The organism is Thioalkalivibrio sp. (assembly GCF_041685615.1).
Classification (GTDB): Bacteria; Pseudomonadota; Gammaproteobacteria; order Ectothiorhodospirales; family Ectothiorhodospiraceae; genus Thioalkalivibrio.
In genome coordinates this window covers 17,452-31,625 of record NZ_JAWLFK010000031.1, presented here as the reverse complement: position 1 = coordinate 31,625, position 14,174 = coordinate 17,452, and the positions used below count along the sequence as shown (strand labels likewise).

Annotated in this window: 13 protein-coding genes; 3 read left to right on the top strand and 10 right to left on the bottom strand. The window is 66.4% G+C overall.

The window, feature by feature from the left end:
- Positions 1–9: 9 nt before the first annotated feature.
- The 8 genes from ACESLR_RS07815 to rnhB all read right to left on the bottom strand — a co-directional run bounded on the left by ACESLR_RS07815 (position 10) and on the right by rnhB (position 9,382).
- Positions 10–852, bottom strand: a complete 843-nt coding sequence (locus tag ACESLR_RS07815; RefSeq protein WP_373025216.1) for a GGDEF domain-containing protein — start codon at positions 850–852, stop codon at positions 10–12.
- Between the two features lie 23 nt (positions 853–875).
- Positions 876–1,268, bottom strand: coding sequence for a DUF1987 domain-containing protein (locus tag ACESLR_RS07810; protein WP_373025214.1), 393 nt, complete (start codon positions 1,266–1,268; stop codon positions 876–878).
- Complete coding sequence (locus ACESLR_RS07805; protein WP_373025213.1) at positions 1,268–1,858, bottom strand: SiaB family protein kinase; 591 nt, start codon at positions 1,856–1,858, stop codon at positions 1,268–1,270. Before ACESLR_RS07805 ends, ACESLR_RS07810 begins: the two co-directional genes overlap by 1 nt.
- On the bottom strand, positions 1,851–2,576 hold the full coding sequence (locus ACESLR_RS07800) for a substrate-binding periplasmic protein (RefSeq protein WP_373025212.1): 726 nt from the start codon (positions 2,574–2,576) through the stop codon (positions 1,851–1,853). Before ACESLR_RS07800 ends, ACESLR_RS07805 begins: the two co-directional genes overlap by 8 nt.
- A 99-nt stretch (positions 2,577–2,675) precedes the next feature.
- Positions 2,676–3,878 (bottom strand): tRNA lysidine(34) synthetase TilS, encoded by a 1,203-nt coding sequence (gene tilS, locus ACESLR_RS07795; protein ID WP_373025215.1) that lies wholly within the window; start codon positions 3,876–3,878, stop codon positions 2,676–2,678.
- Positions 3,879–3,954: 76 nt separating this feature from the next.
- On the bottom strand, positions 3,955–4,920 hold the full coding sequence (locus ACESLR_RS07790; protein ID WP_373025211.1) for an acetyl-CoA carboxylase carboxyltransferase subunit alpha: 966 nt from the start codon (positions 4,918–4,920) through the stop codon (positions 3,955–3,957).
- Between the two features lie 389 nt (positions 4,921–5,309).
- Positions 5,310–8,783, bottom strand: coding sequence for a DNA polymerase III subunit alpha (gene dnaE, locus ACESLR_RS07785; RefSeq protein ID WP_373025210.1), 3,474 nt, complete (start codon positions 8,781–8,783; stop codon positions 5,310–5,312).
- On the bottom strand, positions 8,780–9,382 hold the full coding sequence (rnhB, locus tag ACESLR_RS07780) for a ribonuclease HII (protein WP_373025209.1): 603 nt from the start codon (positions 9,380–9,382) through the stop codon (positions 8,780–8,782). The genes dnaE and rnhB overlap by 4 nt, the downstream gene beginning before the upstream one ends.
- Positions 9,383–9,501: 119 nt before the next feature.
- Between rnhB and ACESLR_RS07775 the strand changes: the two genes are divergently transcribed.
- From ACESLR_RS07775 to lpxB, 3 genes are read left to right on the top strand one after another with little or no spacing between them, the layout of a single operon-like run.
- Positions 9,502–10,515 carry a Gfo/Idh/MocA family protein gene (locus ACESLR_RS07775; RefSeq protein WP_373054435.1) on the top strand — a complete coding sequence of 338 codons (1,014 nt, stop codon included), beginning with the start codon at positions 9,502–9,504 and terminating at the stop codon, positions 10,513–10,515.
- Complete coding sequence (locus ACESLR_RS07770) at positions 10,512–11,609, top strand: DegT/DnrJ/EryC1/StrS family aminotransferase (protein ID WP_373066980.1); 1,098 nt, start codon at positions 10,512–10,514, stop codon at positions 11,607–11,609. Before ACESLR_RS07775 ends, ACESLR_RS07770 begins: the two co-directional genes overlap by 4 nt.
- A 46-nt stretch (positions 11,610–11,655) precedes the next feature.
- Positions 11,656–12,828 carry a lipid-A-disaccharide synthase gene (lpxB, locus tag ACESLR_RS07765; protein ID WP_373066977.1) on the top strand — a complete coding sequence of 391 codons (1,173 nt, stop codon included), beginning with the start codon at positions 11,656–11,658 and terminating at the stop codon, positions 12,826–12,828.
- A 14-nt stretch (positions 12,829–12,842) separates the two neighbouring features.
- On the opposite strand, the gene lpxA is transcribed toward lpxB, so the two are convergent.
- Complete coding sequence (lpxA, locus tag ACESLR_RS07760) at positions 12,843–13,625, bottom strand: acyl-ACP--UDP-N-acetylglucosamine O-acyltransferase (protein WP_373025205.1); 783 nt, start codon at positions 13,623–13,625, stop codon at positions 12,843–12,845.
- Positions 13,622–14,116 carry a 3-hydroxyacyl-ACP dehydratase FabZ gene (gene fabZ, locus ACESLR_RS07755; RefSeq protein WP_373025204.1) on the bottom strand — a complete coding sequence of 165 codons (495 nt, stop codon included), beginning with the start codon at positions 14,114–14,116 and terminating at the stop codon, positions 13,622–13,624. Before fabZ ends, lpxA begins: the two co-directional genes overlap by 4 nt.
- Positions 14,117–14,174: the final 58 nt, after the last annotated feature.

Genomic DNA, 14,174 nt, shown 5'->3' with positions numbered 1-14,174 from the left:
CCTCCGGCATCATCCGTGATCGCCGTGCGTTTGCACGATGACACGGTTGCGCCCCTCGTTCTTGGCGCGATAGAGCAGATCGTCCGCCCGCGCGACCAGTTCCCCGGCATCCGGCCAGGGGCTGGTGGTCACTACCAGGCCGATCGACACCGCCAGCGAGAGACGCTCGCCCTTCCAGTGGAGCGAGGCATGCTCCACCGCGCGGCGGATCCGCTCCGCCAAATCCACCGCCGCCTCAAGCTCCAGGTCCGCCGCCACCACGAGGAATTCCTCGCCGCCCATCCGTCCGGCGTACTGCTCGGCGCTCAGCTCCCCGCGCAGGATCTCGGCAAAGCTTTCCAGCGCGAAGTCGCCGGCGGCATGGCCGTGGGTGTCGTTCAGGGCCTTGAAGTCGTCCAGATCGAGCATCATCACGGCGAGCGAGCGCGCCTCCTCGCCGACACTCTCGGCCATCCCCTCCACGCAGTCGATCACCCGACGGCGCGAGAACAGGCCGGTCAGCGCGTCCTCCAGGGCCAGACGTTCCAGTTCCGCGGTCAGGCGCTCGCGCTCGTGGACCTCGTCGGACAGGGCGTTGTTGAGCTGGGCGAGGTGCTCGGCCTGCTCGCGCAGTTGGCGGTTGGCTTCCTGAAGGTCGGCCTGCATGCGATCGCTCATGCGCATCATGCGCCGCTGCGCGCGGTAGCTCTCGGAGTAGGCCTTGGCCAGCACCTTCACACCATCCGCCACGGCATCCAGCGCCTCCAGCATCTGCTCGGAGCGCTGCATGATCGCCTTTTCCTGTTCGAACAGGGAGAAGTCCGCGAGACCGTCCATGTCCTGCCCGTCGCAGGGCCGGTTCGAGGGATCCATGGGGTCGTCGCGCGAGGGGGCGGTCATGTCAGCGGACACATGCGGTAGTCAGCGTATTCGAAGTCCTCGGAGAAATCCTCGCCGAACTCCTCCATGGTTTCGTCATCCTCGTGGTAGCACCAGTTGATCCGGACCTTCAGCCCGGCCTCGGCCCCGTCTTCCAGGATCTGGAACATGTTCATCAGGGCCTTCGCGGTCGACGAGTTGAAATAGATCATTTCCACCGTGAATTCCACCTCGTCGCTGGCTCGATCCTCGATCGCCTGCCGCAATCCCTGGGTCAGCGGGCCATAGAAGTTGGCCGCATCCTCGGGGTAGGACTCGCCCGACAGCCGGTACTTCCCGGCGGAGAAATCGAACTCCACCGCGGGGGTCCGGTCGGTTGCCTCGTGCTCAATGGTTTCGACGACTGCCATCAGATGTAGGCCTTCAGGACAAAGTAGGAATGGGCGTCGGAAATGTGCTGGAAGTCGAACTGGATCGGCTCGCTCGCTCTCCGTGCGATCTCGATGAGTCCGATGCTGCCACCCTTGCTGCCCTCGTCCGGCGGCTCGCGCAGCTTTTCCTTGTAGAAGCGGCGCAGTTCATCGCTGTCCATCCCCGCCAACTCGCGCAGGCGCGCGGCCAGCGTGTCGGCATCCTGACGCCCGATCACGTTGCCGCAGATCACGAAGAACCGACCATTCTCCGACCCGACCGTGATCATCCCCGAGCTCAACTCGATGGGTGGCTCGGCATCGTGCTCGATCCGCTCGGCCGAATAGCGAATGATGTTCTGCACCTGTTCCACGAAGACCGAAAACACCCGGTTCACGGTCTTCGTGTCCGTGGATTCGAGCCGGATCTTCTGGCGCAGCGCGTCCCCCAGGGCCTTCAGGATGCCCTCGGAGATATACCCGGTGAACGAAAAGATAATGCCGCGCCGGGTCATGTTGCGCTGGAAACCCAGCACCTCTTCTGCGATCAGGGTCGATGCGTCGGCCCGGGCCTCGGCTGCCTCACTCATTCCGCTCTCCATTGCTATTGAGGACCGCCTCTACAATCGCCGCATAGCGTCCATCGGCTCGCATGGCATCCAGCTCGTCCTGCATGCGCTCCAGGGGCGCCCGCTCGGTTTCCGGGTGGCAGGCCAGCGACATCACCGTATCGTTGAACGCGAAAAGCGATTCCAGTTTCCCGATGCCCTCCTGGCGGGCATACCAGGGTGCGAGGTGTTCCCCGCTCACCCACACGTCAATGCGGTTGGCGGCCAGCTTGCGGGCGTTCAGGCGGTCATTCGGGGCGGTATCGACGGGGATCCCCTGCTTTTCGACATGCAGCGCCACGGCATCGTCGCGATACCCCCCAACCCGGTAGTTGCCGAGCTCGTCGAGGGACGACGCCTCTACATCGGACCCCTCCAGCACGAACGCGTGCCACTGGTTCTCAACCAGTGGACCCACCCAGGTGAACAGGTCCTCGCGTTCCGCAGTACGGGTGGTGGAGAACACACAGGTGCCGGGCTCCGACTGGGCCTCGGCGTAAGCGCGGCTCCAGGGCAGCAGACGGATCTCGGCGTCCACCCCGGCGGCTTCCAGCAGGCGCTCCATGACCCGCACGGAGATCCCGTCCAGTTCGCCAGATTCCGTCTCGAAATTGAATGGCGGGTAGCTTTCGGTCGTGAGCGTCAGGGAGTCCGCGCTCACGGGCGACGACAGCAACGCCCCGGCCACCAGCAATGCCATGCCCGTACGTCGTCCGCACTGTGCCGCGAGACCTGTCACGTGCCGCTCACCCAACCCCCATGAAGACGGCCCAAGAATTGTCCGATTCGGACGGCCCCGTCAACTGCGGACATTATCCAACTTCGGCCACAGGACCGCCACAATCGCGCCATCCATCTGACGCAACAAGGGAATCCGGTGGCGTTCCCAGGGCGCGATCCCGTGTTCCTGCATCAGCTTTTTGAGAGGCCGGTGCCCGGCCGCCGTCGCGACGCGCTCACCCCCGCGGCGATAGCTAACGGTCAGGCGGGCGTTCGGGTCGACACCCAGCTCCTCCAGCATCTCGCGGGTCATCCGCCGTCCGTCCGCCAGGATCAGTTCCGGCTGGTTCGGAGGCCACGCCTGATCTGGCGGTGTCTCGATGTCCATCCCTGGCCGCTTCGCCCCCGCATGCAGCTGGTCCCGATAGCACCCCATCCAGCCATCGGCCCACTCCACCTGTGGCGCAGCCCCGGGGTTGCGCGCCGCTACCTGTCGCAGGAACTCGCCCAGGCGTTCGTGCCCGGGCGGCCGGAGGCCCTGTTCCCGCAGCCAGTGCCGCACCAGGCCGCGGGCGGTCGCAAGGTCCAGCGACCGCAGGGTGCCGAGATCCAGGGCATCGGAGACCGGATCCTGCGCCTGTTCCATTTGCCCGGCGAAGTACGTCCGCAGTTGTTCGGCTGCCTCGCGCTGCCAGGCGGCGGCACGCGCCAGCCCGGTCACGCCACCGAAGCGTTCGCGCAGCAACGGGAGCACGGACTGGCGCAGGAAGTTGCGATCAAACCGGGGATCGCGGTTGCTTGGATCCTCGTACCAGGAAAGGCCCTCGCGCTGCGCGTAGGCGAACAGCGTCGTACGCGGCAGGCCCAGCAACGGCCGCCCCAGCCAGCTGCCCCCGTCGCGCCGCAGCGGGCGCATGGCCCGCAGCCCCTCGGGTCCGCTGCCACGCAGGGCGGCCAGCAGGAAGGTCTCGGCCTGGTCATCCGCGTGCTGGCCGCTGAGGATCAGATCGGCCTCCCCCAGGCCCTCGCGCAGCCGCTCATAGCGCGCCTCCCGCGCCGCCGCCTCGAGACCATTCCCCTGGGGGACCAGCGTTTCCAGCTCGCGAACCCGCAACGACAACCCCATGTCCTGGGCCATCTGTCGGCAATGCTCGGCCTGCTGCGCCGCATCCGTGCGCAGACGGTGGTCGACGTGCATGGCTTCAAGCCCGGGGATGCCCAGGCGTACGGCCGCATGCAGCAGGACCGTGGAATCGAGCCCGCCACTGAAGGCGATGCGCACGCGCTGGTAACCGGGGTGAATCTGAAGAAAATCCCGCAGCGCCACAACCACGGGATCGGGCGCAGTCGCGCCCGGATCAGGAAGTGGCTTCCTGGAAGGCACCGTAGTCCATCAGGCGGCGGTAGCGCCGCTCGAGCCGCTTGCCCGGATCCAGGCCCTCGAGCCCGTCCAGGGTCTCCAGAAGCGCCGCACGCAGGCTCGTGGACATCGCCTCGGGATCACGATGGGCGCCCCCCAGCGGTTCCGGCACGATGCGGTCCACCAGTCCCAGTTCGTTCAGGCGCTCCGAGGTGATTCCCAGCGCCTCGGCGGCCTCCGAGGCCTTCTCGGCGCTCTTCCAGAGGATGGAGGCACAGCCTTCCGGCGAGATCACCGAGTAGGTCGAATACTGCAGCATCAGGGTGGCATCACCGACCCCGATGGCCAGCGCCCCACCGGACCCCCCCTCGCCGATCACCGTGGCGATGATCGGCGTGTCCAGGCGGGCCATCACCCGCAGGTTGCGCGCGATGGCCTCGCTCTGGCCGCGCTCCTCGGCCCCTACACCCGGATACGCCCCCGGAGTATCGATGAAGGTCAGTACGGGCATGCGGAAGCGTTCGGCCATCTCCATCAGGCGCAGGGCCTTGCGATAGCCCTCCGGTCGCGGCATGCCAAAGTTGCGATAGACCTTGTCGCGTGTCTGGCGCCCCTTCTGATGCCCGATAAGCATCACTGGCCGGCCGTCGAGACGGGCCACGCCCCCGACGATCGCCGGGTCGTCGCCATAGGCCCGGTCCCCGTGCAATTCCTCGAACTCGTCGAACAGGTCGGGGATGTAGTCCAGCGTGTACGGACGCCGGGGATGCCGCGACATCTGCGCAACCTGCCAGGGGGTGAGCTTGGCGAAGATGCCCTCGGTCAATGAGCGGCACTTGTCTTCCAGCCGCTGGATCTCTTCCTGGATGTTGACCTCGGCGTCGTCCCCGACATACCGCAGATCGCGGATCTTCGCTTCCAGTTCGGCGATAGGCTGTTCGAAGTCGAGAAAGTCCGGATTCATGCAGGGTCCCGAAGGCTTGTTGGTGGAGGCCGGTTAGGGAAGCACTGATCGATGTGCACCTTCGCGCTTCGGGTCGCTTTTGCCCCTTACAGCGCATGGTGAGCGAAGTGTAGCCCCGCTACATAAGCGAGCCACAAAGCAGCCAGCGGGCAAAAGCGGCCGAGCCCCGGCTTTCAATGACTTGTGGGGGCTAAGTGTCCCATGTTCGCAAATCCTGCGTGGCGGCGCCTGCCGGTCGCACCACTACCGGCGGCACACCGCGCCTTGTCTCGGAAAACATGGGACACCAACGCGAACGTGCACATGGATCAGTGTTTCCCTAGAGACGCGAATTGTAACCAATCGCGGCAATCCCCGCTCCCGTTCGCGGGCGCGGTCTCGCCCTCCCTCTACCGTCCGTAACGCACCTGTGCCTCGCAGTCCGGCCCCAGGGATTGCTGGATACCGCGCAACAGCCGTTCGTCCGGCTGGATCGTCCAGCGCTCCGGCAGACTGATATCGGCCTCCAGTCCGTCCCGCCGGTAGCACATGTGCACCCGGCAGGACCCTTCGCGATGCGCCTCCATCAGGCCACGCAGATGGGCGATCTGCTCGGGCACCACGCCCTCCAGGCACACGTGCAACGTGCGCGCCCACTGCGCCCGCGCCTCGTCCAGGCTGTACACGTCCCGGGCGCGCATACGGATACCCCCAGCGTAGTCATCGAGCGTGACCGTACCCTCCGCCACCAGCAGGGCATCCGGTTCCAGGCGATCCTTGTAGCGGGTGAAGTCATCGTTGAACAGCACGACTTCGGCCCGCCCGCTGCGGTCATCCAGGGTCACGATACCCATGCGCCCGCTCTGCGTGTTGCGCACCCGCACCCCGACGATCAGGCCGGCAATACGGACGGTTTCCTGCTTGCCGCGCCACTTCTGCCCCTGTGGTTCGTCCGGCCGATCTTCCAGCTTCGCCTCCAACGCCTGCAGCGTCGTTCCGGTCAGGCGCAACAGCTCGGCCCGGTAGCGCTCCACCGGGTGGCCGGTCAGGTAAAGGCCCAGGGTGTCCTTTTCGCCGCGCAGCCGCTCGTCGTCCTCCATCTCGTCGAGCGTCGCGCTTTCCGGGACGACGGCCGCCGCGGGGTCACCGAACAGATCCACCACGCCCAGGCTGGCGTTGCGCTCGGTCTGCTCAGCCGCCGCGACCGCCATGGGGATGTCGTTTAGCAGGGTCGCGCGATTCGCACCCAGTCCGTCCATGGCCCCGGCCCGTACCAGCGTCTCCAGCACGCGCTTGTTCAGCTTGCCGAGATCCACGCGCTGGCACAGATCCACCAGCCCGTGAAAGTCGCCGCCCGCGTCCCGCGCCTTCAGCAGCGTGTCGATCGCGGATTCGCCCACACCCTTGATCGCCCCCAGGCCATAGACGACCGTCTGCGCATCGCGACAGGTAAAGCGGTAGTCGGACTGATTGACGTCCGGCGGCAGGACCTCCAGGCCCATGTTCCGGCATTCCTCGATCAGCCCGACGACCTTGTCGGTATTGTCCATGTCGGCGGACAGCACCGCGGCCATGAACGGCGCCGGATAATGCGCCTTGAGCCAGGCCGTCTGATAGGCCACCAGAGCGTAGGCCGCGGAGTGCGACTTGTTGAAGCCGTAGCCCGCGAATTTCTCCATCAGGTCGAAGATGTAGGTCGCGACCCCTTGGTCGACCCCGCGCCCCAGCGCACCCTCCAGGAAGATCTCGCGCTGCTTGGCCATCTCCTCCGGCTTTTTCTTGCCCATCGCACGGCGCAGCAGGTCCGCGCCGCCGAGGGTGTAGTTGCCGAGCACCTGGGCGATCTGCATCACCTGCTCCTGGTACAGGATGACGCCATAGGTCGGCTGCAGGATGGGTTCCAGATCGGGGTGCGGGTACTCTACCTGGGCGCGCCCGTGCTTGCGGTCGATGAAGTCGTCCACCATGCCCGACTGAAGCGGACCCGGCCGGTAGAGCGCCACCAGCGCGATGATCTCCTCGAAGCTGTCCGGCTGCAGGCGGCGGATCAAGTCCTTCATGCCACCGGATTCCAGCTGGAACACGGCGGTGGTCTGGTAGTCCTTCAGCAGCCGGAAGGTCTCGGGATCATCCAGCGGGATGGCATCGAGATCTATCGGGGCCGCGGCATCCATCTTGCGGACGTTGTCCACCGCCCAGTCGATGATGGTCAGCGTGCGCAGGCCCAGGAAATCGAACTTCACCAGGCCGACCGCCTCGACATCGTCCTTGTCGAAGTGGGTCACCAGCGATCCGCCGTCGTCTTCGCAGTACAGCGGGGAGAAATCCGTCAGTGCGGACGGCGCGATCACTACGCCGCCGGCATGCTTGCCGGCGTTCCGGGTCAGGCCCTCGAGTTTCTGCGCGAGGTCGATGATCGCGCGGACCTCCTCGTCCTCGTCATACAGGGCCTTCAGGTCCTCGCTTTCGGTGAGCGCCTTCTGCAGCGTCATGCCCAGCTCGAAGGGAATCAGCTTGGCAATGCGGTCGACGAAACCGTAGCCGTGCCCGAGCACGCGCCCGACATCGCGCACGACCGCCTTGGCCGCCATGGTCCCGTGGGTGATGATCTGGGAGACCTTGTCGCGCCCGTAGCGCTCGGCGACGTAGTCGATCACGTCGTCGCGCTTCTCCATGCAGAAGTCGACATCGAAGTCGGGCATGGAGACGCGCTCTGGATTCAGAAACCGCTCGAACAGAAGCTCGTAACGCAGTGGATCCAGATCGGTAATTCCGAGGGCATAGGCCACCAGAGAACCCGCGCCGGAGCCGCGCCCCGGTCCCACGGGGATACCGTTGTCCTTGGCCCACTGGATGAAGTCCGCCACGATCAGGAAGTACCCGGGGAAGCCCATCTGGCAGATCACGTCCAGCTCGCGCTGCAACCGCGCCTGGTAATCTTCCTGCGGCGCAAAGCAGAAACGCTCCAGGCGGGCGGCCAGCCCCTTCGCGGAGGTCTCCCGCAGGTGGTCCTCCACCGTATAGCCCTCGGGCACCGGGAAGTCCGGCAGCACCGATTCGCCCAGGGTCAGGCTCACGGCACAGCGCCGCGCGATCGCCACGCTGTTCGCCAGGGCCTCGGGGATGTCCGCGAACAGTTCGCCCATCTCCTCGGGCGAGCGCAGGTACTGGGCCTCCGAGTAGCGGCGCGGGCGGCGCGGGTCATCAAGGGTCACGCCATCGTGGATACAGACGCGGGCCTCGTGGGCCTCGAAATCCTCGGGCCGCAGGAAGCGAACATCGTTGGTCGCCACCACTGGAAGATCGAACGTCTCGGCCGCGGCCAGGGCCTGCTCGATCCAGGCCTCCTCGCCCGGACGGTCCGAGCGCACCAGTTCGAGATAGAAGCGCCCGGGAAACCGCTGCATCCAGGGTTCCAGGTCTTCGGCCAGAAGGGCCCGGGCCGTCCCCGAGCCGTTCACGAACAGCCCGTCAATGCCGCCGGACAGCGCAATCAGACCCTCCGCCGCCGCGTCCAGCCAGGCGCAGTCCACCCGCGGGATACCCTTCTCCTGACCCTCCTGCCAGGCCCGCGAAATCAAGCGGGTCAGGTTGCGGTAGCCCGGGTCGTTCTGCGCCAGCAGGGTCATGCGCGCAAGACTGCCGTCGGCGCGCGCATCGCGCACCAGCACGTCCGCCCCGATAATCGGCTGCACGCCCTGCCCGATCGCGGCACGATAGAACTTCACCAGCCCGAACAGGTTGCAGTGGTCGGTCACCGCGACCGCCGGCATACCGCCCTCGACCACTGCGTTCACCAGCGGCTTCAGGCGAACCAGGCCATCGATCAGGGAATATTCCGAATGCACCCGCAGATGCACGAAGCCGGGATGCTCTCCGCTCATGCGCCGCCCTCCTGTTCCCGCGCCGCGAGGGCGCGGGCGACGGGCCCGAAACTGCGCCGGTGTTGCGGGCATGGCCCCAGCGCTTCCAGCGCGGCCCGGTGGGCCGCGGTGGGATAACCGGAGTGACGGTCAAAGCCGTAAGCGGGATACTCCGTGTGCAGATCGCCCAACCAGCCGTCGCGAGCGACTTTCGCGATGATCGAGGCCGCGCTGATGGCCGGCACCGAACCGTCCCCACCCACGATGGCCTCGGCCGTCCAGGGCCCGTCGGGGGTAAAGCGACCGTCAACCAGGAGGTGCGCCGGTTTGATGGACAGACCCGCGACTGCCCGCTGCATGGCCAGCAGGGTTGCATGATGGATGTTGAGCGCGTCGATCTCCGATGCCTCGGCCCGGCCCAGCGACCACGCCAGGGCCTCCGCGCGGATCTGCACGTCCAGGGCCTCCCGGCGTTTCGCCCCCAGCTTCTTGGAATCGGTCAGGCCGGGACAGCCGTAGCCCTCCGGCAAGATTACGGCCGCGGCGACCACCGGCCCGGCCAGCGGCCCGCGCCCCACCTCGTCCACGCCGGCGACATGGCGCTGCGCTGCCTCTGTCATGGAGTCTCCACTACGGTGAACTGCGGGAAATCGCCCGGACGCAACCATGCGCCGCGCCCGGGATCCGTTACAATAGCGCCGAAAATCCTAGCACACCCCCTCCGGATCCGAGCCTACCCATGTCCCAATCCCCGTTACGCTGCGCCGCCATCGGCGTGGGCCACCTTGGCAAATGGCATGCCGCCAAATACGCCGCCCTGCCGGACACCGAGCTGGTCGCCGTGGTCGATGCCGATTCCGAAACCGCCAAACGCATTGCCGCCGAACATGGCTGCCGGGCGGAGACCGATCATCGCGCCCTGATCGGGCAGGTCGATGCGGTCTCCATTGCCGCCCCCACTACCCTGCACTACGACATCGCCCGGGACTTTCTCAAGGCCGGCTGCCACGTACTCGTGGAAAAGCCGATCACCGCGACCCTGGACCAGGCCGAGGCCCTCAACCAGATCGCCGAGCAACAAGGCGTGGTCCTGCAGGTCGGGCACCTGGAACGCTTTAATGCGGCGCTGCGCCGGCTCACCGAGAGCCCGCTGCACCCGCGATTCATCGAATCGCACCGCCTGGCGCCCTACAAGCCGCGCGCCACCGATGTGTCGGTCGTCCTCGACCTGATGATCCACGATATCGACATCATCCTGTCGCTGGTGGAGGCGCCGCTCACCGAGATCCGTGCCTCCGGCGCGCGGGTGCTGACCGGCGACATTGACATCGCCAATGCCCGCCTCGAGTTCGCGAACGGCTGTGTGGCCAATGTGACCTCCAGCCGCATCAGCACCAAGTCCGAGCGCCGCATGCGCATCTTCCAGTCGCATGCCTATGCCTCGGTGGACTTCCAGAACCGCATCCTGTCGCTGAACCACATCGGCGAGCCCGATCCGGAAACCGGCGCCCCGGCCATCCACCGCGAAGAGAGCGTGTTCGACGAGGCCGACGCCCTGCTGGCCGAGATCCAGGCCTTCGTGGCCGCCGTGCGGGGTCAGGGCCCGGTGGTGGTCAGCGGCCGGGATGGCCAGCGGGCCCTGGAAACGGCGAGCCGCATCACCGACCTGGTCTCCGAAAACCTGAACATCATGAGCCGGGCCGACGGCCCGCACAGCCACCTCGACACGAACCCCACAGGAGCCAAGCCGTGATCCCGATGGTCGACCTGCAACGCCAGTACCAGACCCTGCGCCCCGAAATCGATGCCGCCCTACAGGAGGTGCTGACGGGCGCCCGCTTCATCCTGGGCCCCAACGTGCAGGCCCTGGAACAGGAGCTGGCCGAATACCTGGGCGTCGAGCACGCGATCACCTGCGCCTCCGGCACCGATGCCCTGCACCTGGCCCTGGCCGCGGCCGGCATCGGCCCGGGTGACGAGGTCATCACCACTCCGTTCACCTTCATCGCCACCGCCGAGGCCATCCGCTATGTCGGGGCCGACCCGATCTTCGTGGACATCAACCCGCGGACCTTCAACATCGACCCGGACCAGGTCGAGGCCGCGATCACCGAGCGCACCCGCGCGATCCTGCCGGTCCACCTGTTTGGCCAGCCAGCGGACATGCCGCGGCTCCAGGCGATCGCGGAGCAACACAAGGTGATGATTGTCGAGGACTGCGCGCAATCTTTTGGCGCAACGGTCAATGGCGTGCAGACCGGCGCCGCCAACGCCTTTGGCTGCTTCTCGTTCTTCCCCAGCAAGAACCTTGGTGCCTTCGGCGATGGCGGTCTCGTAACCACCAGCTGCCCATCTTCCGCCGAGGCCCTTCGGCGGCTGCGTAACCATGGTTCCAGCGAACGCTACTATCACGATGAGATCGGCTACAACAGCCGCCTGGACGAGATGCAGGCCGCCATCCTGCGGGTGAAACTCCCCCACATCGACACCTATAACACCGAACGCCGCCGGGTGGCAGCGCGTTACCGCGATGGCCTGGCCGGGCTGCCGGTCGAGGTTCCGTTCGAGGACGGCATCGGGGTCCACGTCTACCACCAGTACACGCTGCTGACCGACCACCGCGACGCGATCATGGAGGCCCTCAAGGCCGCTGACGTGGCCTGTGCGATCTACTACCCGGTGCCCCTGCACCAGCAGAAGGCCTTTGCCAATCTCCCGAACCGACCACAATCGCTGCCCGTCACCGAAGCCGTGGCCGCACGCTGCCTGTCCCTGCCGGTGTTCCCGGAACTCGAGGACGCCACCATCGACATGATCTGCGGGAAGATCCGCGACGCCCTCGCATGATGCGGGCCCGCCCCGCGCCCCTCGCAGAAGAGGCCCGCGTCGGACCATGACGCAGCATGTGGTGATCTGCGCCGGAGAGAGCTCCGGGGATGCCCTCGGGGCGGGGCTGGTCCACGAACTGTCCGCGCTCGAGCCGGGCCTGCGCTATTCCGGCATGGGCGGGACACAGATGCGCGCGGCCGGGGTCGACACCCTGATCGACGTCGCGGAGCTTGCCGTGGTCGGGCTGGTTGATGTCCTGGTCAACTACCCGCGCCTGCGCCGCCTGTTCCGGCGTATGTGCCGGCACCTGGAGACCCAGCGTCCCGACCTGCTGGTCCTGGTCGACTATGTGGAGTTCAACCTGCGGCTGGCGGCCCATGCCCGCCGCCTCGGGATCCGGGTGCTGTTCTATGTCAGCCCGCAGCTGTGGGCGTGGCGTTCGGGCCGGATCAAGCGGATCCGGCACTCCGTCGACGCGATGGCGGTGCTGTTCCCGTTCGAGACCGCCGTCTACGAGAAGGCCGGCGTGGCAGTACGCTATGTCGGCAACCCCCTCGTGGACCGGGTTCGCCCAGCAGACAAACCGATACGGGAAACGCTGGGCCTGCCGCCCGCCACCCGCCTGCTCGGCCTGCTGCCCGGCAGTCGCAGCGGCGAACTCAAACGCCACTGGCCCATGCTGGTGGCAACCGCCCGACACGTTCACGCGACCCATCCGGATGTCCGGTTCGTGGTATCAATGGCCCCCGGGGTGACCGCGGACCGCCTCACCGACCTCGCGGCCGGCGACGACCTGCCGTTGCAGTTCGTGGAGGGGGAGGTGGCCACCCATTCCCTGATGGCCGGGGCCGACCTGCTGCTGATCGCATCCGGCACGGCCACCCTGGAGGCCGGCCTGCTCCAGGCTCCGATGCTGGTGTTCTACCGGATGGGGGCCCTGAGCCATGCGGTCTTCTCCCGGCTCGTGCGCCTCGAGAACATCGCCCTGGTCAATATCGTCGGGGAGGAACGACTGGTGCCGGAATACCTGCAGCATGACGCCACCCCCGACCGTCTGGCCCGCGATGCCGCGGACCTGCTCGACGATCGCGACAGACTCGAGGCCATGCGTGAACGGCTGGCACACGTGCGTGAACGCCTGGGCGAAGGCGGGGCGGATCGGCGAGTCGCCGAAATGGCGCAGGAACTCCTCCACTACGGACACCTTCGCTCCAGCGATCATCGGGAGGCGATGTAGCTCCCCGTAAACCGTCAGTGGGGGCGGCCACCGCGCAGGATTCCGCGCCGACTGCCACGCACGAAACCGATCAGGTTGCGCACCTCGGGCACCTCGGTCTCCTCGAACATCGTGTCCAGGTGGCTCTCGCGCCCGGCACGGCCGCGCATCCCCTGAATGAATACCCGGTGCAGCGCCTGGATGGCCTCGTTGGAGAAGCCGTTACGCTTGAGGCCCACCTTGTTGATCCCGATCAGCCGAGCATAGTTGCCGCTCGCGAGGCAATACGGCGGCAGGTCACGGTTGAGCGCCGCACCCATGCTTGTGAAGGCGTAGGTCCCCACCCGGCAAAACTGGTGGACCAGGGTAAAGCCGCCCAGCGTCGAATGATCCTGGATCTCCACGTGCCCGGCCAGCGAGGTGGCGTTGGAAAAGATGATGCTGTTGCCGATCGTGCAGTCGTGGGCGATGTGGACATACGCCATGATCAGGTTGTCGTGGCCGATCACGGTCTCGCCCAGCCCCTTCTCGGTGCCGCGGTGCAACGTCACCGACTCGCGGATCACGTTGCGGTCGCCGATCACCAGCCGGGTCGGTTCGCCGCGATAGCTGGTGTCCTGGGGTTCCTCCCCGAGCGAGGAGAACTGAAAGATCCGGTTGTCACGCCCGATTTCGGTCGGCCCCTTGATCACCACATGCGAGCCGACCCGGGTACCCGCGCCAATTTTCACGTTGGCGCCGATGACAGAGAACGGCCCGATCTCCACCGAGCTGTCGATCTCGGCGCTGGGATGGACGTCGGCCCGCGGGTCGATCACGCCGGGATTTCCTGGCCGGAACACATCAACTGCGCGGTCGCGCATACGTCGTCACCCACCTTCGCCACCGCATCGAAGCGCCAGATACCGCGTACCGTGCGTTTGAGATCGACCCGCAGGTGGAGCTGATCGCCGGGTACCACCTGGCGCCGGAAGCGCGCCTCGTCGATCCCCACGAACAGATACAGCTGCTGCTTGTCCTGGTTTTCGTTGCGTGCCTCCTCGGTCTTGAATGCCAGGAGGCCGGTGGCTTGAGCCAGCGCCTCGAGGATCAGCACCCCCGGCATCACCGGCTTGATCGGGAAGTGCCCCTGAAAATAGGGCTCGTTGATGCTGACGTTCTTGATTCCCGTCAGGTAGCTGCCCGCCTCCCATTCCAGCACCCGATCCACCATGAGGAACGGGTAGCGATGCGGCAGGTAGCGCATGATCTCCTGGACGTTAAAGTCATCCACGCGGGTGTCCTTTCTCTGATCCTTGTTGTGCCGCATCCGGACCGCTGCGCGGACGTTCAATACGACGCTCGATGCGACCGTTCCCCACAACACG